Annotated in this window: 23 protein-coding genes and 1 tRNA gene; 8 read left to right on the top strand and 16 right to left on the bottom strand. The window is 70.4% G+C overall.

Translation table 11 applies throughout. From position 1 onward, the window contains the following. Window positions 1–13 precede the first annotated feature (13 nt). Window positions 14–2,419, top strand: a complete 2,406-nt coding sequence (locus EAO78_RS02395; RefSeq protein WP_122104268.1) for an amino acid permease — start codon at window positions 14–16, stop codon at window positions 2,417–2,419. Window positions 2,420–2,438: 19 nt separating this feature from the next. Here the strand turns inward: EAO78_RS02395 and deoC are convergent, their stop codons facing one another. The 3 genes from deoC to EAO78_RS02380 form a co-directional block, all read right to left on the bottom strand. Then, window positions 2,439–3,077 (bottom strand): deoxyribose-phosphate aldolase, encoded by a 639-nt coding sequence (deoC, locus tag EAO78_RS02390; protein ID WP_122104267.1) that lies wholly within the window; start codon window positions 3,075–3,077, stop codon window positions 2,439–2,441. A 72-nt stretch (window positions 3,078–3,149) separates the two neighbouring features. Next, window positions 3,150–4,070, bottom strand: coding sequence for a DMT family transporter (locus EAO78_RS02385; protein ID WP_122104266.1), 921 nt, complete (start codon window positions 4,068–4,070; stop codon window positions 3,150–3,152). Between the two features lie 115 nt (window positions 4,071–4,185). Then, the gene (locus tag EAO78_RS02380) at window positions 4,186–4,845 is read right to left on the bottom strand and encodes an ArsR/SmtB family transcription factor (protein ID WP_122104265.1); all 660 of its coding nucleotides are present in this window, start codon (window positions 4,843–4,845) and stop codon (window positions 4,186–4,188) included. A 206-nt stretch (window positions 4,846–5,051) separates the two neighbouring features. Between EAO78_RS02380 and gpmI the strand changes: the two genes are divergently transcribed. After that, window positions 5,052–6,629 (top strand): 2,3-bisphosphoglycerate-independent phosphoglycerate mutase, encoded by a 1,578-nt coding sequence (gpmI, locus tag EAO78_RS02375; protein ID WP_122104264.1) that lies wholly within the window; start codon window positions 5,052–5,054, stop codon window positions 6,627–6,629. A gap of 71 nt (window positions 6,630–6,700) precedes the next feature. Then, window positions 6,701–7,843: a thiolase family protein gene (locus EAO78_RS02370; protein ID WP_122104263.1), complete on the top strand. Its 1,143-nt coding sequence runs from the start codon at window positions 6,701–6,703 to the stop codon at window positions 7,841–7,843. Between the two features lie 36 nt (window positions 7,844–7,879). On the opposite strand, the gene EAO78_RS02365 is transcribed toward EAO78_RS02370, so the two are convergent. The 3 genes from EAO78_RS02365 to EAO78_RS02355 all read right to left on the bottom strand — a co-directional run bounded on the left by EAO78_RS02365 (window position 7,880) and on the right by EAO78_RS02355 (window position 10,380). Further along, window positions 7,880–8,920: a dipeptide epimerase gene (locus tag EAO78_RS02365; RefSeq protein WP_122104262.1), complete on the bottom strand. Its 1,041-nt coding sequence runs from the start codon at window positions 8,918–8,920 to the stop codon at window positions 7,880–7,882. Further along, window positions 8,917–9,972, bottom strand: coding sequence for a DUF1611 domain-containing protein (locus EAO78_RS02360; protein WP_122104261.1), 1,056 nt, complete (start codon window positions 9,970–9,972; stop codon window positions 8,917–8,919). Before EAO78_RS02360 ends, EAO78_RS02365 begins: the two co-directional genes overlap by 4 nt. A gap of 90 nt (window positions 9,973–10,062) precedes the next feature. After that, window positions 10,063–10,380, bottom strand: coding sequence for a DUF5785 family protein (locus EAO78_RS02355; RefSeq protein ID WP_122104260.1), 318 nt, complete (start codon window positions 10,378–10,380; stop codon window positions 10,063–10,065). A 157-nt stretch (window positions 10,381–10,537) separates the two neighbouring features. Here EAO78_RS02355 and EAO78_RS02350 point away from each other — a divergent pair, with 157 nt between their 5' ends. Both EAO78_RS02350 and EAO78_RS02345 read left to right on the top strand, forming a co-directional pair. After that, window positions 10,538–13,072: a methyl-accepting chemotaxis protein gene (locus EAO78_RS02350; protein ID WP_122104259.1), complete on the top strand. Its 2,535-nt coding sequence runs from the start codon at window positions 10,538–10,540 to the stop codon at window positions 13,070–13,072. A gap of 112 nt (window positions 13,073–13,184) precedes the next feature. Next, window positions 13,185–13,667: a hypothetical protein gene (locus EAO78_RS02345; RefSeq protein ID WP_122104258.1), complete on the top strand. Its 483-nt coding sequence runs from the start codon at window positions 13,185–13,187 to the stop codon at window positions 13,665–13,667. 33 nt (window positions 13,668–13,700) lie between these two features. On the opposite strand, the gene EAO78_RS02340 is transcribed toward EAO78_RS02345, so the two are convergent. From EAO78_RS02340 to EAO78_RS02330, 3 genes are all read right to left on the bottom strand, one after another. Further along, window positions 13,701–15,170 (bottom strand): outer membrane protein assembly factor BamB family protein, encoded by a 1,470-nt coding sequence (locus tag EAO78_RS02340; RefSeq protein ID WP_162498045.1) that lies wholly within the window; start codon window positions 15,168–15,170, stop codon window positions 13,701–13,703. 167 nt (window positions 15,171–15,337) lie between these two features. After that, window positions 15,338–15,412: transfer RNA gene (locus EAO78_RS02335), tRNA-Glu, on the bottom strand. A 119-nt stretch (window positions 15,413–15,531) separates the two neighbouring features. Continuing rightward, the gene (locus tag EAO78_RS02330; protein WP_122104521.1) at window positions 15,532–16,596 is read right to left on the bottom strand and encodes a M20/M25/M40 family metallo-hydrolase; all 1,065 of its coding nucleotides are present in this window, start codon (window positions 16,594–16,596) and stop codon (window positions 15,532–15,534) included. Window positions 16,597–16,724: 128 nt separating this feature from the next. Here EAO78_RS02330 and EAO78_RS02325 point away from each other — a divergent pair, with 128 nt between their 5' ends. The 3 genes from EAO78_RS02325 (at window position 16,725) to EAO78_RS02315 (ending at window position 18,607) form a co-directional block, all read left to right on the top strand. Beyond that, complete coding sequence (locus EAO78_RS02325) at window positions 16,725–17,033, top strand: hypothetical protein (RefSeq protein ID WP_122104256.1); 309 nt, start codon at window positions 16,725–16,727, stop codon at window positions 17,031–17,033. Between the two features lie 73 nt (window positions 17,034–17,106). Continuing rightward, window positions 17,107–18,066 (top strand): zinc-dependent metalloprotease, encoded by a 960-nt coding sequence (locus EAO78_RS02320; RefSeq protein ID WP_122104255.1) that lies wholly within the window; start codon window positions 17,107–17,109, stop codon window positions 18,064–18,066. A gap of 85 nt (window positions 18,067–18,151) precedes the next feature. After that, a complete protein-coding gene (locus tag EAO78_RS02315) occupies window positions 18,152–18,607 on the top strand; it encodes a pyridoxamine 5'-phosphate oxidase family protein (protein ID WP_122104254.1) in 456 nt (151 codons plus the stop codon). 4 nt (window positions 18,608–18,611) lie between these two features. Here the strand turns inward: EAO78_RS02315 and tgtA are convergent, their stop codons facing one another. The 7 genes from tgtA to EAO78_RS02280 all read right to left on the bottom strand — a co-directional run bounded on the left by tgtA (window position 18,612) and on the right by EAO78_RS02280 (window position 25,520). Continuing rightward, the gene (gene tgtA / locus EAO78_RS02310; RefSeq protein WP_122104253.1) at window positions 18,612–20,093 is read right to left on the bottom strand and encodes a tRNA guanosine(15) transglycosylase TgtA; all 1,482 of its coding nucleotides are present in this window, start codon (window positions 20,091–20,093) and stop codon (window positions 18,612–18,614) included. Window positions 20,094–20,193: 100 nt separating this feature from the next. After that, on the bottom strand, window positions 20,194–20,964 hold the full coding sequence (locus EAO78_RS02305; protein ID WP_122104252.1) for an SIMPL domain-containing protein: 771 nt from the start codon (window positions 20,962–20,964) through the stop codon (window positions 20,194–20,196). A gap of 112 nt (window positions 20,965–21,076) precedes the next feature. Further along, on the bottom strand, window positions 21,077–21,841 hold the full coding sequence (locus tag EAO78_RS02300) for a Nif3-like dinuclear metal center hexameric protein (RefSeq protein WP_122104251.1): 765 nt from the start codon (window positions 21,839–21,841) through the stop codon (window positions 21,077–21,079). A 37-nt stretch (window positions 21,842–21,878) separates the two neighbouring features. After that, the gene (gene hemA, locus EAO78_RS02295) at window positions 21,879–23,234 is read right to left on the bottom strand and encodes a glutamyl-tRNA reductase (protein WP_122104250.1); all 1,356 of its coding nucleotides are present in this window, start codon (window positions 23,232–23,234) and stop codon (window positions 21,879–21,881) included. Continuing rightward, complete coding sequence (locus tag EAO78_RS02290; protein WP_122104249.1) at window positions 23,231–23,896, bottom strand: precorrin-2 dehydrogenase/sirohydrochlorin ferrochelatase family protein; 666 nt, start codon at window positions 23,894–23,896, stop codon at window positions 23,231–23,233. Before EAO78_RS02290 ends, hemA begins: the two co-directional genes overlap by 4 nt. 25 nt (window positions 23,897–23,921) lie before the next feature. Then, window positions 23,922–25,007 (bottom strand): siroheme decarboxylase subunit beta, encoded by a 1,086-nt coding sequence (gene ahbB, locus EAO78_RS02285; protein WP_122104248.1) that lies wholly within the window; start codon window positions 25,005–25,007, stop codon window positions 23,922–23,924. Window positions 25,008–25,052: 45 nt separating this feature from the next. Next, window positions 25,053–25,520 (bottom strand): DUF7112 family protein, encoded by a 468-nt coding sequence (locus tag EAO78_RS02280; RefSeq protein WP_122104247.1) that lies wholly within the window; start codon window positions 25,518–25,520, stop codon window positions 25,053–25,055. Window position 25,521 lies beyond the last annotated feature (1 nt).

Genomic DNA, 25,521 nt, shown 5'->3' with positions numbered 1-25,521 from the left:
CGGAGGGGCGCGCGTGAGCGGCGACGAGGAACTCGCGAAGGACCTCGGGCCGCTCGCGGCGCTCACGATCGGTATCGGGACCATGATCGGTGCCGGCATCTTCGTGCTGCCCGGCACCGCGGTCGCACGTGCCGGCCCGCTCGCGGCGGCCACGTTCGTCCTCGGCGGCGTGATCGCGCTGTTCACGGCGCTTTCGGCCTCGGAACTCGGCACGGCGATGCCGAAGTCCGGCGGCGCGTACTTCTACGTCAACAGAGCGCTCGGGCCGCTCTTCGGTTCGATCGCCGGCTGGGCGAACTGGCTCGGCCTCGCGTTCGCCTCCGCGTTCTACATGTACGGCTTCGGCGAGTACGTCAACGCGCTCGTCGGGCTCGGATCGGTCGGTGTCGGTCCGCTCACGCTGGAGGCCGCACAGGTGATCGGGCTCGCCGGCGCGTTGCTTTTCATCGCGGTCAACTACTTCGGCGCGAAGGAGACGGGCGGGCTCCAGATCGTCATCGTCATGTCGCTTCTGGGCATCCTCGCCGTCTTCACGGTCGTCGGACTGTTGAACGCCGACATGGAGTCGTTGCGACCGATCGCGCCGCAGGGCACGACGAGCCAGGTGCTCCCCGTGACGGGGATCATCTTCGTCTCGTATCTGGGATTCGTCCAGATCACCTCGGTCGCCGAGGAGATCAAGAACCCCGGACGGAACCTCCCGCTCGCGGTCCTCGGGTCGGTCGTCATCGTCACCGTCGTGTACGCGCTGTTCCTCGTGGTGTTGCTCGCGGCGGTCCCGAACGAACTCGTCGCGAACAACGAGACCGCCGTCGTCGACGCCGCAAGGCTGCTGTTCGGTAACTACGCGGTGTTCGGCTACTCGCTCGGCGGGATCGGGGCCGCGATGCTGCTCATCGGCGGCCTGCTCGCGACCGCGTCCTCGGCCAACGCGTCGATCCTCTCGTCGTCGCGGATCAACTTCGCGATGGGTCGCGAGAAGATCGTCACCCCGAAACTCAACGAGATCCACGAGCGCTTCGGGACGCCGTACAAGTCGATCGCGCTCACCGGCGGGCTCATTCTCGCGTTCCTCGTCGCCGGCGGCGTCGAGTCGCTGTCGACGATGGGGTCCGTGCTCCACCTCATCGTCTACGGGCTGTTGAACCTCGCGCTCATCGTGATGCGCGAGTCCGAGGTCGAGGGGTACGACCCCGACTTCGAGGTGCCCTTCTACCCGATCGTTCCGCTCATCGGCACGGTGTCGTCGTTCGCGCTGATCGCGTACATCAACCCCCGGATCATCCTGCTCTCGGCCGGGTTGGTCGTCTTCGCCGCCCTCTGGTACTTCGGGTACGCTCGCTCGAAGGTCGAAGCTCGCGGCGTGTTGGGAACGTGGATCCTCGACCGCTCGGAGGAACTCCCCGAAGCTGCGGTGTCGGCCGCGACCTCCCTCCAACCCAGCGGCGGCGACTACCGGGTGATGGTGCCGATCGCGAACCCGCGGACGGAGGAGCACCTGATCACGCTGGCGTCCGCGATCGCCAAGCAGCGCGACGGGACGGTCGTCGCGATCAACATCGCGAACGTGCCGGACCAGACGTCGCTGGAGGCCGCCCGCGACCGCGGCGCGCACGACGCGGCCCACGACCTGCTCGACCGGGCCAAGGAGGACGCCGAGACGTTCGGCGTCGACGTGGAGACCCACGTCGTCCTCTCACACCGCGTGTTCGAGGAGGTCTTCGACGCCGCGCGGACCTACGGCGCGGACCTGACGGTGATGGGCTGGGGCGAGAACTCCCACGGCGCGCCGGGACGCGCGGAGTCGGCGGTCGACGAACTCGCCCACTCGCTGCCGTGTGACTTCCTCGTGTTCCGGGATCGCGGGTTCGACGCCTCCCGGATCCTCGTCCCGACCGCGGGCGGTCCCGACTCGGAGCTGTCGGCGGCGGTCGCCCGGACGCTCCAGCTCGAGTTCGGATCCGAGGTCACGCTGCTTCACGTCGCCGACGACCGGGCGGCGGGGGAGGCCTTCCTCGAGTCGTGGGCGGTCGAGAACGGCCTCGGGGACGCGGAGCTCCGCGTCGAGTCCGGCGACGTGGAGTCGCGGATCGCCGAGGCCGCCCGCGACGCGACCCTGCTCGTGATCGGCGCGACGGAGAAGGGACTGCTCTCGCGGCTGGTCCGCGGCTCGCTCGTGCTCGACGTGCTCTACGAGGTCGAGTGTTCGGTGCTGCTCGCGGAGAAGCGCCACGACCGCGGCCTTTTCGACCGGCTGTTCGGGTCCGGCTCCCGCGACCGCGCCGACTCGTACGCGGAGGTCGGCGTGGAGTCCGAGCCGAACACGCCCGCGGTCGAAGAGGCGTCCGAGGGTGAGGAGGCGTCCGGGAACGGCGACGAGAACGCCCGCAGCGACGAGAACGCTCGCGACGACCGCTAATCCCCTCCTACCCTCTCGTTCACTCCGGCGCGCCCTCGACGATCGCGACCCCCGAGGAGGCGCCGATCCGCTCCGCGCCGGCGTCGAACATCGCCATCGCCTCCTCGTAGGAGCCGACGCCGCCGGAGGCCTTCACCGGGAGATACTCGCTCATCAACGTCACGTCGGGGACCGTCGCGCCGCCGTCGGCGAAGCCGGTCGACGTCTTCACCATGTCGGCGTCGGCGTCGACGGCGGCCTCGCAGGCCCGGCGTTTCTCGGCGTCGGTCAGGAGCGCGGTCTCGATGATGACCTTCACCGGGACCGGGACGGCCGCGACGACCTCGGCGAGTTCCGCCGCGACCGCGTCGTCCTCGCCGGCCTTCAGCCGGCCGACGTTGATCACGAGGTCGATCTCGTCGGCCCCGTCGTTCCAGGCGTTGACGGCCTCGTCGCGTTTGGTGCCCATCGACGACTGGCCGTGCGGGAACCCCACGACGGTCGCGACCGTGTCCGGGGTCGCGTCGTGCTCGCTCGCCTCCGTGAGGTAACACGGCGGAATACAGACGTTCATCCCGTGCGTGTCGGCCTCCCTGAGGACGCGTTCGACGTCCTCGAACGTCGTCGTCGGGCCGAGCACGGTGTGGTCGATCCGGGCGGCGATCTCCTGTCGGTTCATACCGGCGACTCGTGTGGACGCGACAAAGGCCTGCTGGGTCGGAACGGTTCGCCGACCTGACGCTCGACGGGACTACGCTCCCACGCCCCGCCGCCGGAGCTCCTCGCGGATCGCCGCGCGCTTGACGAGCGCGAACCCGCAACAGATGAGCAGGAAGCCGGCGACCGTGTTCGGGGTGAGCCCCTCGTTCAACACGAGCCAGCCGGAGAGCGCCGCGAACACGGGCGCGACGTAGGAGACGAGGTTGATCTCGATCGGCCCGACCCGGTCGAGCAGGTGGAAGTAGACGAGGTAGCCGAAACCGCTGGCGACCACCGCGAGGTAGCCGAGCGCGAGCAGCGCCTCGGTCGTCCAGACCACCTCGGCCACCGACTCGCCGAGCCCGAACGCGACGACGTGCATGATCGCCGCGCCGAACAGCATCGACCACGCCTCCATGGTCTCTATCTCCATTCCCACGTCGAGCGCGCGGGTGAGCACCGACCCGAGCGCGAACGACGCGGCCGCGAGGAACACGAGGAACTTCGCGACGGTCCCGCCCGCGGCGAGGTTCGAGGGGTCGGGCGCGGCCAGCACGCCCGCGCCGGCGAGCCCGATCAGGAGGCCGAGGACGCCGAGAACCGTCAGGCGTTCGGAGGGGAGGAACGCCCGCGCGAACACCGTCGTCAACACCGGCGAGAGACCGACGGTGACGGACGCGACCGCGCTCGTCACCTCGGGGTCCGTCTGGCCGACGAACAGGAAGGCGTGGTAGGCCGCGATGAGGAGCACCGCGCCGACGGCGACGAGCTTCCACTCGCCGCGACCGCGGGGGATCGGGTCGTCGACGACGTACGCCGCGTAGGCGAGCATCACCACGCCGGCGACGTCGTACCGAACGGCGGCGAACAGCACGGGCGGGAAGTACGCCAGCCCGGCGTTTATCGCCATGAACGCCGAGCCCCACACGGCGGCGAGGAGGAGGAACAACGAGAGGTTACGGTAGCGGCTCACGTCGGAGGTGGGTAGTCGCCCCGCCAAAAGCTTCCGAAAGCGGCCGCCGCCGCCGGCTGCCGGAACGGGTCCCCATGACGACGAAGTCGACCGTCGGGGACGGTCGGCGGCGAACTCACCGTATCCGGAACCGCTCGCCGTCACGGGTGACGACGCCGACGTCGGCGAGCCGCCGAAGGGCGTCGACGACGGCGTTCTCGGGCGCGCCGACCTCCTCGACGACGGCCTCGACGGAGCCGTCGGTCTCCGCCAGGGCGGCGAGCACGGCGGCGTAAAACCGGCTGTCCGCCTCGGTGCCGAGCCGCTCGTCTATCTCCGCGAGCGCGTCCTCGACGCGGCCGTGGACCCACCGCTTGGCGACCGACAGCTCCCGGTCGAGCTCGCGGAGCCGCCCGTACTCGGCGGCGAGGTCGGCGATCTCGTCCGTGCCCTCGCCGCCGTCGGGGACCTCGATCGAGAGGTGCGGACACCGTCCGGACATGTCGAGACCCTTGCTGGCGGGGTACGCGCTCTTCGCGCCGAATCCGTAGGGAGAGACGCTCACCTCGAGCCGCAGGCTCCGGGTGATACGGAAGTACTTCCGCCGTTGGTCGTCGGTGGTCGATTCGATCAGCCCGGCCTCCTCCAGCTTGCGGAGGTGGTCGATGACGGCCTTCGGGCTCACGCCGAGGTACTCCGAGATCTCCGTGACGTAGCAGGGTTTCTCGGCGAGCAGTCGGAGGATGCGTCGCCGGTTCTCGTTCCCGAGGAGATCGAGCAGTACCGCGGAGTCCATTAACGTGTGGTTAGCGTCGGACGGACAAAAGGTTGGCTTCCCGCGATCGGCCGATAGCGACGGGCCGAGCCGCCCCGAACGACGGACTCCGACCCGAAGGAGCCGTCGTGGGGCGTCGCGGGTCGTCGCGGGTCGTCGTGGGGCGTCGTGGGGCGTCACCGCGTCCGGAGCGAAGGGTAATTACCGCGCGGCGGGGTGGATGAGGTATGCGGACAGCACTCGTCGTACTCGACGGTTGGGGTCTCGGCCGCGACTCGCCACACCGGACCGGGCTCGAACCGGTCGACCCCCACGTCCCGGACTCGCAGGGACGTGACGCGGTCGCGACCGCCGACACCCCGACGTTCGACGCCGCGGCCGAACGGGGGGCGTACGGGTCGCTCGTCGTTCACGGTCGGCGCGTGGGGCTCCCCGACGGGCAGATGGGCAACTCGGAGGTCGGCCACCTCAACATCGGCGCGGGTCGAGTCGTCAAGCAGGCGTACACCCGGATCACGGACGCGCTCGCCGAGGGGTCGTTCCTCGACAACGACGCCATCGCCTCGGCGTTCGAGCACGTCGCGGCGACCGGCGGTCGCGTCCACTTCATGGGACTCGTCTCGGACGGCGGCGTCCACTCGCACGTCTCACACCTCGAGGCGCTGATCGACGCGGCCGCCGAGGCGGGCGTGCCCGCGACGACCCACGCGTTCACCGACGGCCGCGACACGGCCCCGGAGATCGCGGACGAGTTCCTCGCGTCGGTGGAGGAACACGCGGCCGAGCGCGGCACCGGGGCGGTCGCGACCGTGGCCGGCCGGTATCACGCGATGGACCGCGACGAGAACTGGGATCGGACGAGGCGGGCGTACGACGCGATCGTGAACCGCGATGCACCCCACGAGGCCGAGTCGGCGGTCGCGGCCGCCCGGGAGGCACACGCCCGCGGCGAGACCGACGAGTTCGTCGAGCCGACCCTCGTTACCGGCGAACCCGCCCTCGCCGACGGCGACGCCGTCGTGTTCTTCAACTTCCGCGCGGACCGCGCGCGCCAGCTGGTCAGACTGCTCACCGGGACCGAACCGGAGTGGGGGTTCGAGGTTGACCGACCCGAGATCGGGTTGGTGACCATGACGGAGTACGACGAGACGTTCGCGTTCCCCGTGGCGTTCCCGCCCGAGCTCCCGACGAACACGATCGGCGAGGTCGTCTCCGCGGCCGACGGTACCCAGCTCCGGATCGCCGAGTCGGAGAAGTACCCGCACGTCACCTACTTCCTCAACGGCGGTCGGGAGGTCGAGTTCCCCGGGGAGCTTCGGTCGATCGTCGAGAGCCCGGACGTGCCGACCTACGACCTCGAACCGGAGATGTCGGCCCGAGAGCTCACCGACGAGGCGATCCGCGTGATCGGGACCGACGACCCGGACATGGTCGTGTTGAACTACGCGAACCCGGACATGGTGGGCCACACCGGCGACTTCGAGGCGGCCGTCGAGGCGGTCGAGGCGGTCGACACGCAGCTCTCCCGGCTGCTCGAGGCGGTCGCCGACGCCGGCGGCCACGCGGTCGTCACCGCCGACCACGGCAACGCCGACGACATGGGAACGCCCGAGGACCCCCACACCGCACACACCTACAATCCCGTCCCGTTCGTCTACCTGACGCCCGACGGCGACGACGGCGGCCGAACGGTTCGGGCGGGCGGCTCGCTGTGTGACGTCGCGCCGACCGCGTTGGAGCTCATGGGGCTCGACCGGCCGGCGGGGATGACCGGCGAGAGCCTGCTCGAAGCCCCCGATCGATGAAACGATAAACTGCGGGAGGATTCTCCACGGTTCCACGCCCATTTAAGCCCGTCACGGGTCTCCGTTCCGGCATGACCGACGCCACGACGCCGGTGATCGCGGCCGCGTATCGAACGCCACAGGGACGGGACGGCGGCGTCTTCGCGGACGTCCGGAGCGAGGACCTCTCGACGCGGCTCGTCGACCACGCGCTCGCGGAGACGGGGCTCTCGAGCGACCACGTCGACGACCTGATGTGGGGGGTCGCCCAGCAGCGGACCGAACAGGACAACAACGTGGCCCGGGTGATCGCGCTGCTCTCGGAGCTCGGCGAGTCGGTGCCGGCGACCTCGATCAACCGCTGGTGTGCCTCCTCGATGCAGGCGATCATTTCCGCGGCCGACGCGGTCACCGCGGGCAACCGCGACTGCGTGATCGCCGGCGGCGTCGAGAACATGAGCCGCGTCCCGATGGACGGCGACTCCTACCAGCATCTCCATCCGGAGCTCTCCGAGCGGTACAACGTCTTCCAGCTCCAGATGGGGATGACCGCCGAGAAGGTCGCGGAGGAGTACGACGTGAGCCGGGAGGCGCAGGACGAGTACGCCGCCCGGAGCCACCGTCGCGCCGCGGAGGCGACCGATTCGGGCCGCTTCGACGACGAGATCGTCCCCGTCGAGACCGCGGACGGGCTCGTCGACGAGGACGAGGGGATCCGCCCCGACACGACCCCCGAAACGCTCGCCGAGCTGTCTCCGGCGTTCACCGGCGACGGGACCGTCACCGCCGGGAACGCCTCGCAGATCTCCGACGGCGCGGCGCTGACGGTCGTCACGAGCCGGGCGTTCGCCGAGGACCACGGGCTGGACGTGCTCGCGGAGGTGGGGACGAACGCGGTCGCCGGCGTCGACCCGACCGTGATGGGGATCGGGCCGGTCCCCGCCACCCGGGATCTGCTCGACCGCGCCGGGACGACGATCGACGACTACGACCTCGTCGAGCTCAACGAGGCGTTCGCCTCCCAGTGTGAGTACGCCCGCCGCGAGCTCGGGATCGACGAGGACGTCTACAACGTCAACGGCGGCGCGATCGCGATCGGCCACCCGCTCGGGGCCTCCGGCGCGCGGCTGCCCGTCACGCTGCTCCACGAGATGGAGAAGCGGGACGCGGAGCGCGGGCTCGCGACGCTGTGTGTCGGGTTCGGACAGGGGGCCGCGGTCGAGTTCCTGCGGTAGTCGGCGGTCCGGAGCGCGGGGACGGTGGCCTCGGAGCTACCGCCTGACCGCGCCGGTTCCGGCACGATCGGCGTCCGAGAGCGGGATCACGCCGCTCGCGAGGTCCGGGCCGTCGAAGGGGTCCTCGGCGAGCAGCAGCGAGCCGTCGAGGTCGGCGTAATCCAGGAGCGGCGCGAGGTGGGTCGCGGCCGCGATCGAGGCGTTCGACTCGACCATACAGCCGAGCATGACCTCGAGGCCGTGCGAGCGCGCGGTCGCGATCGCCCGCCGCGCCTCGAGCAGTCCGCCCGTCTTCATCAGCTTGAGGTTCGCGATGTCACACCGGTCGGCGATCGCGGGAATATCCGCGGCGGTGACGCAGGACTCGTCGGCCGCGATCGGCAGCGCCGAGCGCTCGTAGGCGAACTTCAGTCCCTCGGGGTCCTCGGCCGGAACCGGCTGCTCGATGAACTCCACGCCCAGCTCCGCGAGCCACTCGCTCTTCGCGACGGTCTCGCGGGGCGTCCACGCCTCGTTGGCGTCGACGCGGATCGTCGCGTCGGGCGCGGCCTCCCGGACCGTCTCGACGATCTCGCGGTCGCGGTCGCCGCCGAGTTTCACCTTCAGGATCGGGTAGCCCGCGTCGGCCGCGTCGGCCGTCTTCTCGCGCATCCGCTCGACCGAATCGATCCCGATCGTGAAGGAGGAGTCCGGCGTCGACGAGGCCTCGAGCCCCCACAGCCTGTACAGGGGAACGTCGAGCCGCTTCGCGGCCAGGTCGTGGAGCGCGATCGAGACCGCACAGCGGGCGGCCGGATTGTCGCGGACGACCTCCTTCATTCGCCCTTCGATCGTCGTCAGCGCGTGCGGGTCGCCCACGTCCTCGACGACGTCGAGCAGCTCCGGGAGCACCGCGGCGACGGTGTCGGCTGTCTCGCCGTAGTGTCTCGCGGGGGCCGCGCCGCCGATCCCCGTCGTCCCGTCGTCGTCGGTCACGCGGACGATCAGGTTCTCGGCCTCCGTTTGGGTGCTCCGGGCGATCGTGAACGGCTCGTCGAGCTCCATCGCGACCCGTTCGAAGCCGGCCTCGAGGCTCATCCCTCGAGCACCTCGTCGACGATCCCGTCGACGATCCGGTCGGCCCCGTGGCGGACCGGGTCGGCGGCCGGAACGCCCACCTCCTCGCCGAACGCGTCGACCACGTCGGCCGCCTCGTCGTCGTCGCCGACGTCCTTCGTGTTGACCGCGCCGGCGACGACGGAGGTCTCGTGGACCGGCTCGGAGAGGTCCTCGTAGAGGTCGACGTAGTCGGAAAACGGCGGGAGATCGAACCCCTCGTAGCCGTGGATCGACTCGCGGCCGGCGGCGTGACAGAGCACGAGCCCGTCGGCCATCGACCCGTGGAGGATCCCGCAGGTGACCGCCGAGTAGGCGGGGTGGATGATGGTCCCCTGGCCCTCGACGACGAGCAGGTCGTGGTCGTCGCCGATCTCGAGGAGCATCTCCTCGACCGCGCCGGCGGTGAAGTCGGATACCACGCGATCGATCGGGTTCCCCCAGCCGGCGATCATGATTCCCGTCTGGCCGGTGGGAACGAGCGCGGCGTCGATACCGCGGTCGCGGGCGGCCTCGACGATCTCCAGGGAGGCGGTCATCTTCCCCACCGAGCAGTCGGTTCCGACCGTGAGCACCACGTCGGCGTCGACGTCGTCGGAGCGGCCGGTCGCGACGCCGAGGTCCTCGGGAGGCTTTCGAACGTCGCGGAGTTCGACGCCGTGTTCGGCCGCCAGATCGACGAACTCCTCGTCCTCGTTAAGGAAGTAGTGGAGCCCGCTGACGACGTCACAGCCCGCCGCGATCGCGGCGCGAACGTCGTCGCGCCAGGTCTCGTCGAAGCCGCCGCCGATCGGCGCGATACCGATGTAGAGCGCGTCGACGCCGCCCTCGGCCGCGGCGAGCGCCTCCTCGAAGGAGTCGACGATCGGCGCGTCGGCGAGGTCGGGCTCGTGATCGGCGACGCGGTCGCCGGCGCGGTCGCGGTCGAGGACGGCCTCGACCGTCTGGTCGCCGTACCGCATCACGCCGAGCGCGGTCTTCGCTTCGTCCGGGAACTTCTCGTGGGCGAGAACGACTATCCGTTCGCTACTCATGGCGAGTCGGTCACTCCGGGGCGGCTTAAATGGGACGGAGCCGGATCGCTCGATCGAGCCGAATCGTCGATCGGCGTACCCGTCGGCGAACTACGCCGATCCGCCGACGAACCGATCCGCGCCCTCGTAGAACCAGTAGCCGTTCTCGCGCATCGCTCGGCCGAGCTCCTGGTGGAACTCGACGAAGTCCGCGAACTCCTCCTTCTCGACGCCCTCGAAGATCTCCTCGACGGAGACGACCGTCTCGTAGTCGATCCGGATCGGGTGGTCGCCGTACTCCTCGACGTAGTCGGCCGCCGAGAGCGGGAAGTCCTCCTCCTCGTCGATCTTCTTCGCGAGCACCGCGTGGCCGTACTGCCGCATGCCCTCGCTCCCCTGTTCGCCGTCGGGGTCGTGTGGCCAGTCCATGCCCGCAGGTTCGGCGAGGGCGGGGATAGTGGTTACGAAAACCGGGACGCGGTGGCACGGGGCTCGCCCGGCGATCGAACCTGCCGGTCCACCCCAAGTATCAGTACCAATAACTGGCTGAGTGGCTTTATCACCCAGTCGGAAAAACGGCGTAACAATGCCTACTGACGACGGATCGGGCGTCCTCCGACGTCTCTACGATCGGCTTCGTGGCCGCTACTTCTTCAAGATCTCGGGCGCGATACTGGTCGTCTCGGCGGTGTTGCTCGGTGCCGGCGTGCTGACGTTCGATCAGGTTCAAGCCAGCGTCGAATCCGACGCGCAGAACACGCTGATCTCCTCTGCCGACCGCGAGGCGGAGGGGATCGAGGGATTCATCGACGAAGGGGAGGGACACGCGGAGCGGATCTCGTCGTCCCGTCGGATCCGAACGTCGAACCAGCACACCATCCGACAAGAACTCCGAAACAACGAACGGGCCCTCCCCGAGTACGTGGTCGACGTCCACTATTACGACCTCTCGACCGACGCGATAGTGGTGAGTACCTCGCCGATGAAGGAGGGAACGATACACACGATCGCCGATCGACCGTGGGCGGTGGACTCCAGCGCGTTCGAGAGTCACGAGGACGCTCGCTCGTTCGAACCCTACGCCGTCGAGGGCGAGAAGCGCATCGGCTTCGTCAGCCCGGTCACCACCGATACGGACAAGGCGATCGTGGTCACCGCCGACCTCTCACAGCGAGGAGCGCTGTTGACGTCCCCGGTCGAGGGCGGGAACGTAGAGACCGTCTCGACGCGGACCGGCCGGGTCGCGCTCGCCGCCGACGGAGACGCGATCCTGAACGACTACTTCCTCGTCGAGGAGCTTCCACACCTGCGGTCGGACGTGACCGAGTCGCGGGTCGACGAGGTGTCCGACGCGGAACAGGACGTCGTCGACGCGAACCGGCTCGTCGCGGCCACCGTCCCGGTCGACGGGAAGCCGTGGGCCGTCGTCGTCGCGGCACCCGAACGGGCGGTGTACGGCACCGTCGACGACGTGACCCGGAGCGTCCTGTTGCTGATCGGGATCGCGATACTCGGACTCCTCGCCGTGGGGATCCTGATCTCGAGGGACGTGAACCGCTCCGTCGACGAGCTTCGTGGGTACGCCCGGGCGATCGAGTCGGGCGACCTCGAGGTCGACATCGACCGATCGCGCGTCGACGAGTTCGGCGAACTGTCCGGGCTCATCGACCGCATCCGTCGGACGCTGCGCGAGCAGATCGCGGCCGCCGAGGAGTCCGCCGAGGAGGCCGCCGCCACCCGCGAGGAGGCGGAGGCGTTCTCGGCGCACCTCGAGACGAAGGCGGACGACTACGGCGAGACGATCGACGCGATCGCCGAGGGCGACCTCACTCGTCGGCTCGATCCCGAAAGCGAGAGCGAGGCGATGGCCGATATCGCCGAGTCGCTGAACGGGATGCTCGACCGGATGGAGGCGCTCGTCGTCGCCATCCAGGACGCCGCCGAGGCCGTGGGCGACCAGAGCTCCGAGGTGACCGCCTCCAGCGAGGAGGTGGAGTCGACGAGCGTCGACGTCGCCGAGAGCGTCGAGGAGATCTCCGTCGGCACCGAACGACAGGAGCAACACCTCTCGACCGCGGCCGCCGAGCTCAACGACCTCTCGGCGACCGTCGAGGAGATCGCCTCCTCGACCGACGAGCTGGCCGGACGGTCGGCGGAGACGGCGACCGCCGGCGAGGAGGGCCGCGAGAAGGCGAACGAGGCGATCGACCACATGGACCGGATCGAGTCGGAGATGGGCAGTACCGTCGAGGAGATGACGGCGCTTCGCGACGAGGTCGAGCGGATCGGCGAGGTGGTGGGGCTGATCGACGACATCGCCGAGCAGACCAACATCCTCGCGCTCAACGCGTCGATCGAGGCCGCGCGAGCCGGCGAGGCCGGCGAAGGGTTCGCCGTCGTCGCCCGCGAGGTGAAAGAGCTCGCCGAGGAGACCGCGGAGGCGACGACGGAGGTCGAGTCCCTGATCGAGGGCGTCGAGGAGTCGACTCACTCCGTGGCGGACGACATGTTCGCGATGGAGGACGACGTCGAGCAGGGTCGCGGCGTGGTCGACGAGACGGTCGACACGCTGGAGACGATAGTGGAGGACGTCTCCGACGTCAACGCCGGGATCCAGTCGATCAACGACGCGACCGACGACCAGGCGGACTCCACGCAGGAGGCGGTCTCGATGATCGACGAGGTCGCCGAGGTGAGCGTCGAGACGGCGAGCGAGGCACAGAACGTCTCGGCCGCGGCCGAGGAACAGACCGCGGCGCTCGCACAGATCTCGACGAGCGCGGAGTCGCTCTCGACGCGCGCCGACGAGCTCAGAACTCTGGCCGAGGAGTTCGAGGCCCGCGAGGAGCGGGAGGACGGCTTCGAGCTCGAGACCGACGTGGCGGGCGACGCCGGCGGTTCCTCCCTCGGCGACGCGGACGACTCGGCCGGATCGGCCGCAACGCCGGGATCCGACGGTCATTCGAGTTCCGCCGTCGAGACCGACGGCGGCGACGACGCGTTCCGGTCGGAGGAGCGCGACGACGGGTTCAGACCGGCCGACGACTTCAGGCCGGACGACGGCTTCAGGCCGGATGACGACTTCAGACCGGACGACGCGGTCGGACCCGACGACGACTGAGCGGCGACTCGGTCGTCCCGGCGGTGGATCGGGTTCGACGCCGGGTCGCTTCCGACGCCGACACGCTCGATCGCACACAAGACACTTGGTCGATTCTCGCCGTCCTCCGCGCATGCGACGCAGAGCCCTCCTCGCGGTCGCGGCGACCGTTCCGCTCGCCGGTTGTCCGACGCCTCCGTGGAGCGAGATCCCCGAGGCGGTCGATGGAGCGGAAGTGACCCTCCGCCGCGAGCACGCCGGCGGGTTCGATCCCGAGGTGGGGAGTCCACGGGACGCCGCCGAACTCCATCGAGCGCTCCAGGCCGACCCGCCGCGCCTCGTCGTCAGGGGACGGTTGCTCGACGGCGCACGGGAGTGTTACCGCGTCACCCTCCTCGAGGCCGACCTGACGCCCGCCCGACTCCTGTTGCGGCTGACGACGGAGGACGACCCCGACTGGGAGGGAGAGGCGTGTCCGGACGTCGGCGAGGCCCATCCCTACGAGGTCGACGTCGCGTTCGTCGACGCGCCGGTCCCTGACCGGATCATCGTTCGACACGGCGACGAGACGGTGTTCGACCGGACGGTACTCGACGGGACGGCGACGAACGGGTGAGACCGAGCGCGCCGGCCACGACGTGCGATACGGTCACTTCTCGGAGCGCGCGGCGACGCGGATCGCGCCGTACAGCGCGCTCGCGAGCGACGTCGTGATCACGATGACGCTCTCTATCACGGACAGGGACGGGAGGTTCCAACCGGAGTCGTCGGTGGTCGCTCCCGACTCGTCGGTGGCCGAGGACTCCTCATCAGTTATCGAACCGCCGCCGTCGTCGTCCGCGGCCGTCGATCCGCCGTCGGACCCGCCGTCCTCCGTGGACGTCTCCTCGGACGTCTCCTCCGACGTCGAGTCCGTCTCCTCGGCGGAGCGGCCGTCGAACGCCTCCGTGGTGACCAGCCGTGAGGACGTGCCGTCGGGAACGAAGATGCCGTCGGGAACCGGCACGGGCCCGTACCCGATAGCCGGGTTGTCCACGTCGATCGAGAACCGTTCGAGGCCGTCCTCCAGGCCGACTCCGACGACCGTCCCGCTTCGCGAGCCCGTCGTCGCCACGAAGTACACCATCCCGCCGGCGATCGTCGCGCCTCCGCTTCGCCGACCCTCCTCCAGCGAGTACCGCCACCGGAGCTCGCCGGTCTCGAGGTCGTACGCGTTACAGCGAAGGGCCTCGAACGGGTCGTCGTCGACGACCGCGACGAGGCCGTTTCCGGCCGCCAGCGGGTGATGTGCCTCTCCGCGGAGGTCGACGGCCCACTGCTCGACGCCGCCGGTCGACGACACGAGCCGAAGGTGTTTCTGCGTCTTCACGACCACCCCGCCCTCCGTGACCGCCGGCGGCGACAGGACGCTGGCTTCGATCGAGTACTCCCATTCGACCTCGCCCTCGAACGAGAGCGCGACCAGGCGTGAAGGGGGTGCCTGCGAGTCGGGAACGTTGACGTACAGCGACTCCTCGCCCACGGCGACCGCCGGGAGCAACAGCCCCGGGGCGTTGTTCCCGTCGGTATCGAACCGCGCGTCCAGCGCCTTCGACCACTCCAGTTCGCCGGACGACGTCGCGAACGCGTACACCGTCCCCTCCGAGTCGGCCACGTACGCGGTCTCGTCACGGATCGTCGGCGCGCCCGGTTGGCCGCTCACGCCGAGCGACCACCGCTCCTCGCCGGTGTCCCGATCGACCGCCAGAACCGTCCCCTCGGTCGTGACCGCGATGACCGACTCCGCGCCGACCGCCGGCGAAGCCATGAACGGTTCCTCGCCCCTGAACGCCCATTCGCCGGCACCGGACGCCAGGTCGGCGGCGACGAGGTCGCCGTCGCTGCCCGCGTACGCCGTCCCGTCGTCGACGACCGGCACCGTCGTCCGGTCGTTTCCGCCGAGCGAGTACGCCGACTCGGAGGTCGACTCGATACCCTCGATGGCCGTCGCGCCGGCGAGCCGCCGTCCACCGTTCAACGTCGGCCACGAGAACCCGTCGAGATCGGTCGATTCCTGCGCTGTGACCGGAGCCACGGTCCCGGCGGACGCCAACGCTCCGCCCGCGACGGTCGTCGTCATCAGTCGAAGCGCGTCCCGTCGAGAAACGGACGGTCGGGACATCAATTATCCGAACATAACGGGCAGGCACAATAAACTCCCCGGAGGGCGACGGTTTCGGGTCGTCGAACGCGTCGAGCCGTCGCTGCTGGTTCGTGGCTGTATCGGGAAAACGCGACGGGGTTGGATGCTCCGGCAGGGATTTGAACCCTGGTCCTTGCCGTGAGAGGGCAAGATGATTGGCCGGACTACACCACCAGAGCGTGCGTCCGCGTTCCGTCGCAATTTCGGGTAGGGAGTTCCACAGTAAAACAGTTCCGTTTCGACCCCGCCGTGTCTCGGTTTGTCGCGATCGAGACGGCCGATCACGCCGCTTGCGCCCTCAGAGATCGACCGCGAACGAGTCGACGCCCTCGGCCGCGTCGGCGACGGCCGCGAGCAGGTCGGCGACGCGATCCAGGTCCTCGAGGTCGACGACCTCGACGGGCGTGTGCATGTACCGGTTCGGGATGGAGACGGTGAGCGACGGGACCCCGCCGCGGGCGGTGTAGAACGCGTCGGCGTCCGTGCCGGTCCGCGTCCCGGCCGCCTGGAACTGGACGTCGATGCCGGCGTCGTCCGCGGCGTCACGCGCGAGGTCGACGAGGACCGGGTGGTTCGCGCTGCCGCGGGCGACGACCGGGCCGGACCCGAGTTCGACGGGTCCGCGGTGTTCGGGGTCCACGTCGGGATTGTCCGTCGCGTGGGTCACGTCGACGGCGACGAAGGCGTCGACCGCCGCGAGGTCGTACCCGACCATTCGCGCGCCCTGGAGTCCCACCTCCTCCTGGACGGTCGAGACCGCGTAGACGGTGGCGTCGACGTCGGCCGCGGCGGCGCGGCGCAGCGCCTCGGCGGCGACCCAGATCCCGGTCCGGTCGTCGATCCCGCGGGCGGCGATCCGGGAGCCGACGAGCTCCTCGACCCCGCTCGAGAAGGTGACCGGGTCGCCGACCGAGACGTGTTCGCGAGCCTCCTCGACGTCGGTCGCTCCCACGTCGACGAACTGCCCCTCGATCGCCTCGTACTCGTCGTCAGCGGGGTCCCGGAGGTGGATCGCGGTCTGTCCGATGACGCCCTGGACGGGCTCGTCGGCGTGGACCGTCACGTGCTGGCCCTTCGAGACGGTGCGGTCGGAGCCGCCGACCGGCGCGATCCGGAGGAAACCCTCCTCGAGGACGTCCCGGACGATGAATCCGATCTCGTCGGCGTGGCCGGCCAGGGCGACCGTCGGCGCGTCCGGATCGCCCTCGTGGACCGCGACGGCGTTGCCGTACGCGTCGGTGGTGACGTCGTCGGCGAACGCCGAGACGTAGTCGATCCAGACGCGCTGGGCCGCCGTCTCGAACCCCGATGGGCTCGGCGTCGCGAGCAGGTCGTCGAGGAACGCTCGGCGAGACTCGTCCATGGGTTCCCGTTCGTGTCGGAAGAAAAGAAGGTCGCGGTTCCGCCCGCGAACGACGGGGACGGGTTCGCTTCCGTCTCGGTCCTGCACCCGACGCCACGGTTAAGCGCTGGGCGCGAGAAGGGTCTCCCATGAGCGACAAGTCACTCACGCTGCTCGAGGTCCACCTGGACGAGGGAGCGATCCGGATCGGTGAGAACGGCCTCCTCGGAGGCTGGCGGTCCGACGACGGGACCGACGAGGACGGGGAGGTAGACGCCGACGCGACCGCCGCCGACGCGAGCGGCGGTTCGTTCTCGTGTTGTGGGCTCTCGGCGAGATCGGTCGGCCTGGCCCTGGCGGTCGTCGCGCTCCTCGCGGCCCTCGGCGTCGCGGCCGCGCGGTTGCTCGGCGACGACGGCCTCGAGGACGCCACGGAGATCGACGAGCTCGGGACGTGAGGAGTCGAGTGGACACGGGCCGGGAAGGGTCGGCCGACACAAGGGACTTGAGGGCGGCGCGCCTCCCGTCCACATGGACATCCTCCGAAGCCTCCGTGCGGTCTCCGAGGCGTCCGGGACCGGCGTCGTCGACTGGGCGAAGGCCGGGGAGGCCGCGAGGGCGAGCACGGCGCCGGGGACGCTCGATCTGACGCCCGCCGACCGGCGGGGCTACGCGACGGACGTGCGGGACGCGCGCGACCGGCTCCGGGAGGTCGCCGGCGTCGACTTCGCGGTCCCGGACGCCATCGAGGTCCAGAACCGACACCACTGGATCGACGCGAACCTCGAGACGTTCCGGAACGTGATGGGGCCGATCGAGTCGGCGGCGACCCCGGCGATGCCGGGACTCTCGCGGGTCGTCAACACCGGATCGATGGCGTTCGTGCTGGGATTCCTCGCGCGAAACGTGCTCGGCCAGTACGACCCCCTCCTGTTGGCCGACGAGCCCGACGCCGACCACGGACTCTACTTCGTTCACCCGAACGTCGTCGCGGTCGCCGCGGACCTCGACGTGGCGTACCCGCGGTTCCGCCGCTGGATCGCCTTCCACGAGGTGACCCACGCAGCGGAGTTCGGCGCGGCCCCGTGGCTGTCGGGATATCTGGAGTCGCGCGTCGAACGCGGCATCGACGGCCTGAGCGCGAGCGGACTCGACCCCGACGCGTTCGTCGAGCTTCAGACCGCCATGACCGCGGTCGAGGGGTACGCGGAGCTGTTGATGGACCGCGCCTTCGACGACGAGTACGCCGACCTGCGCCGAAAGGTCGACGAGCGGCGAGGCGGCGGCGGGCCGGTGACGCGGATCGCCCGGCGTCTCCTCGGGCTCGGGCTCAAACGCCGGCAGTACGAGCGCGGGGCCGCCTTCTTCGAACGGGTCGCGGACGAGCGCGGGCTGGCCGCCGCGAGCGCGGTGTGGGAGCGCCCGGAGCACCTCCCGACGGACGGGGAGATAGACGACCCGGACGCGTGGCTGGCGCGGGTCGACCCGTGACGGTGCGAATGCGAGTCGTGAGTCGACCGCGCCGACCCGTCGAACCGGACGGTGGTTTTAGGCCGATTCCGCCCGGATGGATCACATGAACCTCACCGGCCCGTGGGACCGGCCGCGCGTCGACGAGTTCCTCGCGGACGCGCGGATCCCGGTCCGCATCGGGTGTCGGACGCCCGCGGGCGATCCCTGGATGGTGTCGCTGTGGTTCCGGTGGGACGGGGCGATCCACTGTGCGACCGGCGCGGACGCCGACGTGGTCGGGTTCCTCGAGTCCGACGACCGCGTCTCGTTCGAGATATCGACGAACGACCCGCCGTACATGGGCGTCCGCGGCCGCGGCCGGGCGACCGTGACCGCCGACGAGGACAAGCGAATCCTCCGGTCGCTCCTGGAGCGGTACCTCGGCGGAACCGACAACGAGCTCGGCGACCGGCTCCTGCGGCCGGACCGCGAGGAGGTCCACGTTCGGATCGACCCGGAGCGGCTCCACTCGTGGGACTTCACCGGACGGATGCCCGCGGGGCCGGACCGGACGGACTGAGCGCCTACCGCCCGATGTCACGGAGGTCGTCGACCTCGACGCGGTCGGGGACGCGGTCGAGCGCCGTCGCCGCCCACCCGTCGTGACCGAGCGTGATCCCGGTCCCGGGGTTGGCCTCGGCGAGCCGGCGAACGCCCTCGGCGGCCGCGGTCTGGGCCGCGGCGTCGACCCGGTCGGGGGTCTCGGCGGTGAGCGGATACGTCTCCGAGAGCGCCCGCGGGAAGGGGCCGAACGGCGGCTTCACCCGCCAGACCGCGTCGTGGTCGTGGCTCGAGGGCGGCTTCGACTCCGTGAGAAGCAGGTCCTCGGGGGTATCGAGACGCGCGAGGCGGTCGTGGTGGCGGCCGACCTCCGGACGACGCGCGGACTCGTGGGAGGTGTAGAAGAAGGCGTCCTTCGAGACGGGGTCGGTCGCCTCGAGCTGGTCCGCGTGGTCGAGCAGGGCGCGGTACCCGTCGAGCATCGCCGGGTGCCCGCGGGCGCGCCGATCGACCAGCTCGAGGAGCGAGCCGTCGCGGATGGCGGCTTTGATCCGACGGACCTCCTCGAAGGTGACGTGGAGGTTGTGCTCGGCGAGCAGCCGCTCGGCTCGGTCGTCGTCGCCCTCGCGGAGGTCCGCGGGCGTGTGCGCCGAACACACCGGACACGAACACGGGAAGTACGACAGCTCCTCGAGGTGCTCGGTCCCCGACACCGTGAGGTAGCGGCCGTCACGCGCCATCAGCGCGTAGGCGGCCGAGTCGAACAGGTCACAGCCCATCGCGACCGCGAGCGCGAGGGTCATCGGGTGGCCCGCGCCGAACAGGTGGACCGGACAGTCCGGGTCGAGCCCGTGCTTCGCGGCCGTCACCGCCTCGACGACGTCGTCGTAGCGGTAGCCGTTCATGAGGGGAACCATCGCGCCGACCGGGAACACGTCGAGGTCGGTTCCCGCGGCGTGGCGGCCGGCCGCCTCCCGGAGGTCGGGGTACGTCGACCCCTGGACGGGGGCGTTGACGAGCATCTCGCCGGTGTCGGCGGATTCCGCGTCCGCGAGCGCCCGCTCGGTCGTCTCGAGCTCGCGCTCGGCGCGGTCGCGGTCGACGTCCGGCGGGGTGGGCACGTCCACGGGCGTCGCCACGTCGCTGCCGATCCGGCGCTGGAACTCGAGGATCTCCGCCGTGGTGACGTCGATGTCGCCGTACTCGGCGAGCTGGAACGACCCCGAGTCGGTCATGATCGCGCCGTCGAACCCGAGGAAGTCGTGGAGGCCCTCCTCGAGCACGCGGTCGCGGATCCGGTCGGTGCTCCGGATGATGTAGGAGTTCGTGATCAGCATCTCCGCGCCGAACTCGGTCCGGAGCCGCTCCGGCTCGACCGTGAGCACGTTGGGGTTGACGACGGGCAGAAGCGCCGGCGTCTCGACGGTCACGCCGGCGCGGGGGACCTCGAGCCGACCGATCCGCCCGGCGGCGTCGTGGTCCCGTATCTCGAAGTGATCGCGCATACCCGGACTGCGGGTAGCCGGGCGGTAAGGGTTGCGTTCGGGCGGGAAGCGGATACCTCCGCGCCGACGACTACCCGACTACTGCCCAGTCGACGTTCGCCTACGCCCGTTCCGCGCCGAACACGACCCGGACCGTGACGCTGACGTCGACGTCGCCGACCTCGATCCCGGTTCCGGCCCCGCCCGCGGCGTCGTCGGCCTCGGCCGCGAGGGCCGTACTCGTGTACGGGCTGGTTCGGACGTTCGTCGTCGAGACGGTGTAAACGCCCGTCACCTCGAGGTCGGCGTTGGCGGCGAGCGTGTCGGCCTCGGCGTGGGCGTCGTCCATCGCGTCGCCGAGCGCCTCCTCGCGGAGCTCGTCCTGGCGTTCGTCCGAGAGCCCGAACCGGACCTGCTGGACGCCGTCCGCGCCGGCGTCGACCGCGACGTCGATGACCTCGCCTACCGCGTCCACGTCGTCGGCGCTCACGGCGTAGACGTGGACGCCGACGTACTCGCTGCGGTTCGCGTCCGGGCGCGTCTCGCGCGTCTGCCGGATGTCGTAGCGCTCGGTGCGGACGTCGTCCTCGCTCAGCCCCCAGTCGTAGAGGGCGTTCCGGAGCGCGTCGTCGCTCTCGGCGAGGTCGTTGCGGACGGCTCCCGCGTCGGCCGCGGTCGACTCGACCGCGACGAACACGGTCGCGCGATCGGGCTCCGCGGACGCCTCGCCGTTCGCGGCCACCTCGATGGACCGCTCGAGGTCGTCGGCCTCCGTCATCTCCGGTCCGTCCGAGTCGGTGTCGCCCAACGTTCCCGTGACTCCCGAACAGCCGGCCAGGAGGACGAGGAGCGCTACCCCGACGCCGGCGACGAGCCGTTTCCGTCGTGTCATACAGTCGGGAACGCCGGGAGAGGGCTATAACGTAGCGAATACACAAAGAACCGTTTGTCCGATCGCTCCCCTCGAATCGTCGAACCGCCGAGACGTCCTCGTAGAGACCGCCTCAGAGCCCCGTGGGATGGCTCACGTACGTCGTCTCCGGTCCCCACTCCTCGGCGAGCGACTGGAGGGACCGAACCCCGAACGTCTCCGTCGCGTAGTGGCCCGCGAGGAACACCGTGACTCCGGCCTCCCGGGCGTCGTGGTAGACCTGCTGTTTCCCCTCGCCGGTGACGAGCGCGTCCGCGCCCGCCGCGGCCGCCTCGTCGAGCCAGTCGGCCCCGGAGCCGGTGACGACCGCGACCCGCTCGATCCGGTCCGGTCCGAACTCGAGGACGCGAGTGCCGCCCGTGCTCCCCTCGAACCCGTCGAGCCGGTCGCGGATCGTCTCGGGCGGGAGCGGCTCGCCCGTCCCGCCGAGCGTCCCGATCGTGACCGGGCCGAGCGCCCCGAACGGCTCCCGATCCGCGAGTCCGATCGCCTCCGCGACGCCGGCAGCGTTGCCGAGTTCCGCGTGTCCGTCCAGCGGGAGGTGTGAGACGTACAGTGCGAGGTCGTTCTCGACGAGCGCGGCGATCCGGTCGTACGTCCTACCGGTCACGTGGTCGATCCCGCCCCACGAGACTCCGTGGTGGGTGACGAGGGCGTCCGCGCCGGCGTCGGCCGCCTGGTCGATCGTCGCCGTCGCGGCGTCGACCGCGAACGCGACGTGCTCGATCGAACCCGCGTCCGGACCGACCTGGAGGCCGTTCGCGCTGGCGTCGACGTCGGCGTACGCGTCGGTGTCGAGTCGGTCGTCCAGCCGGTCGACGAAGGTCTGAAGCTCCATGCGCGTCAGTACGGACTCCGAACGAAAAGCGTTCCCGTCAGTCGTCGAGCTCCTCGGTCGCCGAGTCGGGGATCGCGCCGAACGGCGCGCCGGACGGCGCCTTCGAGGCGTCGTCGGCGGATCCGCGTTCCCCCGGCGTCTCCGGGGGCGCGTCGAACTCGGGGTCGAACAGCTCGAGGGCCGTCCGGATCGTCTCCCAGTCGTCCTCCCCGGCCGCGTCCCGGAGCGACCGGGTCGGAGCCGCGAGCAGCTGGCCGACCAGCGCGTCCGCCATCGCCTCGACCGTCTCGCGCTGCTCGTCGGTCAGTCCCCCCTGTGCGTCGAGCTTCGTGAGCGCGCGGTCGAGCTCGCGGGCCTTGACCCGGTCCGCGCCGGCGTACATCGCGGAGATGGCGTCGTCGGCGCGCTTCCGCTTGTACGACCGGAGGATCCGGTCCAGCTCCTCGTCGATGATCGACTCGACCTCGCGTGCCTCCGTCTCCCGTCGTTCTCGGGTCCTGCGGGTGACGTCCTCCAGGGCGTCGATGTCGTACAGGGAGACGCCCGACAGGTCGCCGGTCTCGGGGTCGACGTCGCGCGGCTGGGCGATGTCGATACAGACGACCCGGTCCGCATCCGTGAAGGCCGTCGGATCGAGCACGGGCTCCGGGCTGCCGGTCGCCGTGATCACGAGGTCGGCCTCGGGAACCACGGCCGGCAGGTCGCTCAGGTGGACGACCGACGACTCGGTGTCCACCTCCTCGGCGACGAACGCCGCGTTCGGCACCGTCCGGTTCGCGACGACGATCTCCGAGACGGCGGTGTCGTCGAGCGTCCGCGCCGCGAGCGTGCCCATCTCGCCGGCCCCGACGACGACCGCGGTGCCGTCGGTCAGGTCGATCTCGCCGGCCGCGAGTCGGACCGCCGCGGAGCCGAGCGAGACGACGCCCTCGTTGATCGCCGTCTCCGTGCGGGCGCGCTCGCCGACGTGAAGCGCCTTCGTGACGGCGTCCTCCAGGACCGGGCCGATCCCGCCGGCCGACCGTGACTCCTCGTAGGCCTCACGCATCTGGCCGATGATCTGGTCCTCGCCGAGCACGAGCGATTCGAGCCCGGAAGCGACCCGCATCAGGTGTTCCAGACTCCCCTCGTGGTCGAGCCGCCGAACGGCCGCCCCGCGAACCGACGGCGCGAACGACTCGAGCGCCTCACGGCCCTCGGTGGTCCGGTCGGTGACGACGTACGCCTCCGCGCGGTTGCAGGTCCGGACGGCGAACGCCTCCTCGACCCCGTCGCGCGCGAGGAGGTCCGAGACGGTTCCTCGAACGCTCTCGCCGCCCGCCGACTCGATCTCGTCGATCGTCGCGGCACCGTGGGCGACGCTCACGCCCGTGATGGCACCCGGCTCCTTCATCGGTCGACGACCTCCTCGATCACGTTTTCTGCCTCTCTGCGAGCGTTGGATCTCCCCTTTTGTAAACCCTTCCAAACCCCCTCGGACCGCACGACTCGACGGATCGCCTCCCGTCGAAGCATCGGGTCGACGCCGGCCTCCGAGAGCTCTTCGCGAAGCTCTCCGGAGAGCTCGGCCATCGCGCCCGCTCCCTCGATCTCCGCGCCGATCCGCTCGCGGAGCGCCTTCGAGAGCGCGGGGCTCCGCCCGCCCGTGGAGACCGCCACCCGAACCGGGTCGTCCGCGACCGTCGCCGGAACGACGACGCTTCCCGGGTCGCGGTTGCCGGAGACGTCGGTTCGGTTCACGAGGACGCCCGCATCGAGCGCCGTCGCCTCCGCGGCCGCGTTCACCGCCCGGTCGTCGGTCGCGGCGACCACGAGCGCGGGGGCGACGCGGTCGATCCACTCCGGAACCGTCGCCGCGTCCGGGGCGGCCCGGACCAGTTCGACCGAGGCGTCGCCCTCGGCGACCGCCTCGCACAGGCGGTCGTCGAACGCCGGACTGACGACGACGACGACGCGTGCCTCCTCGGCGAAACGGAGCGCCTTTCGCCGGCCGACTGCCCCGCCGCCGACGACGAGAACGGTCTCGTCGGAGAGGTCGTGATACAGTGGAATCATCGAATGACCCTCGTGAACACGGGTCTCACGTCGTGTTGCTGTCGGCGCGCTCGGCGATCCGGATCCCGGTCTTCTTCAGGATCCGCGTCGAGAACAGCGTGTCCCAGTCGTCGGAGCCGACGTCCCAGTAGTCCGCCATCGTCTCTCTCACCTCCGCGACCCGACGTTCGCTTTCGGCCTCGGTTCGGCCGTGAGTCATCGCGAAGAAGTTGTACTCCCAGACGCCGGCGTGGCGGGGACGCTGGTAACAGTGGGTGACGAACTCGAGGTCGGCCACGACGGGTCCGACCTCCGCCAAGACCTCCTCGGGCACGTCCCAGACGGTCATCCCGTTCTCGGTGTACCCGAGCGCGTAGTGGTTGGGGATGACGCCGACCCGGCGGACCTTCCCCTCGAGTCGGAACCGCTCTATCGTCTCGATCACCCAGTCGACGTCGGCGTCGAGCGCGGCCGCCACGTCAGCGTACGGCGTCTCGGTGATCGGCAGCCCGCCCTGGATCTCGACGACGAGGTCGCGCTCGTCCGGGGTCAGCGTCGACCGACCGGACGGCTCGACGTCGGGGGCCACCCTCGAGAGGTCCACGTCGCCGTCGGCGACCGGACCGTCGACGAGGAACCTCGCGCCGACGTGGAACTCCCGGAGTTTGGGGAGGTTGTACGTCTCCTGGCCGGTGGCGGCCTCGATATCGGCGAGCACCTCCTCCACCCGGTCGTTCCCGTCCTTGTCGGGGTCGGGGTGGTCGGCGACGCTCACGACGAACCACATGTTGAGGTGGGGGTGCTCCCGCTCGTAGTTGTGTGCCACCGCGGTGAAGTCGTTGACCGTTTCCGCGATCTCCTCGTAGCGGTCCTCCGGCGCGTGCATCGCGACGAGCGACGCCGCGCCGCCGATCTCCTCGGCGTTGACGAGCGCGCCGAACCGCGAGAGCACGCCCGACTCGTCGAGCTCCCGGACCCGCTCGCGGAGCTCGGGGCCGGTGACCGCCAGGCCGTGCTCGCGAAGCGCGGCCGCGGCGGGCTCGAACGGGCGCGTCGTCACGGGAAATCCTCCCTGAAACGCGTTGATGATGCCCCGGTCGAGCGCCGTCAGGTCCGCGTCGACCTCCTTCATGTCCGGGGATCGGGGTCGCGAGAGAATAAGGGATCCGGCCCGCACTCAGCCGTCGAGGTCCTCGGCGATGTCCGCGAGCGACGACCGGGGGCCGCGACGGGCGTCGTAGACGGTCCGCTCTCCGGGGATCCGGAGCCCGTACTGGTCGCCGGGGACGACCACGTCGAGGACGACGCTGTCCCCCGGTTCACGGTCGTGTTCGGCGAGCCACTCGACCAGCCGGTTCTCCCCGTCTCCGGGCGTCCGTGCCAGCCGCCGGGAGTCGAACGCGCCGCGCATCAACCGTCCCGTCGCGTCCGCGACGATCCGCGCGTGGTACTCCTCGCGGTCGATGACGACCCGGATCAAGTCTCCACGCGCGAGTGAGAGCGACGCACACGACCCCGACTCGACACGACGATCGAGGTCGTCGTCGTCCGGGAGACGGACGCAGGGGCGCCGGGTGCCGCCGCTGCGGGCGACGTCGACGCGAACGGACGCGACGCTATCGTCGTCGGAGGGAACCCGGACCATG

This window comes from Halobellus captivus, from assembly GCF_003697845.1.
In the GTDB taxonomy this organism is placed as follows: domain Archaea; phylum Halobacteriota; class Halobacteria; order Halobacteriales; family Haloferacaceae; genus Halorubrum; species Halorubrum glutamatedens.
This window is presented reverse-complemented; position numbering and strand designations above follow the sequence as displayed.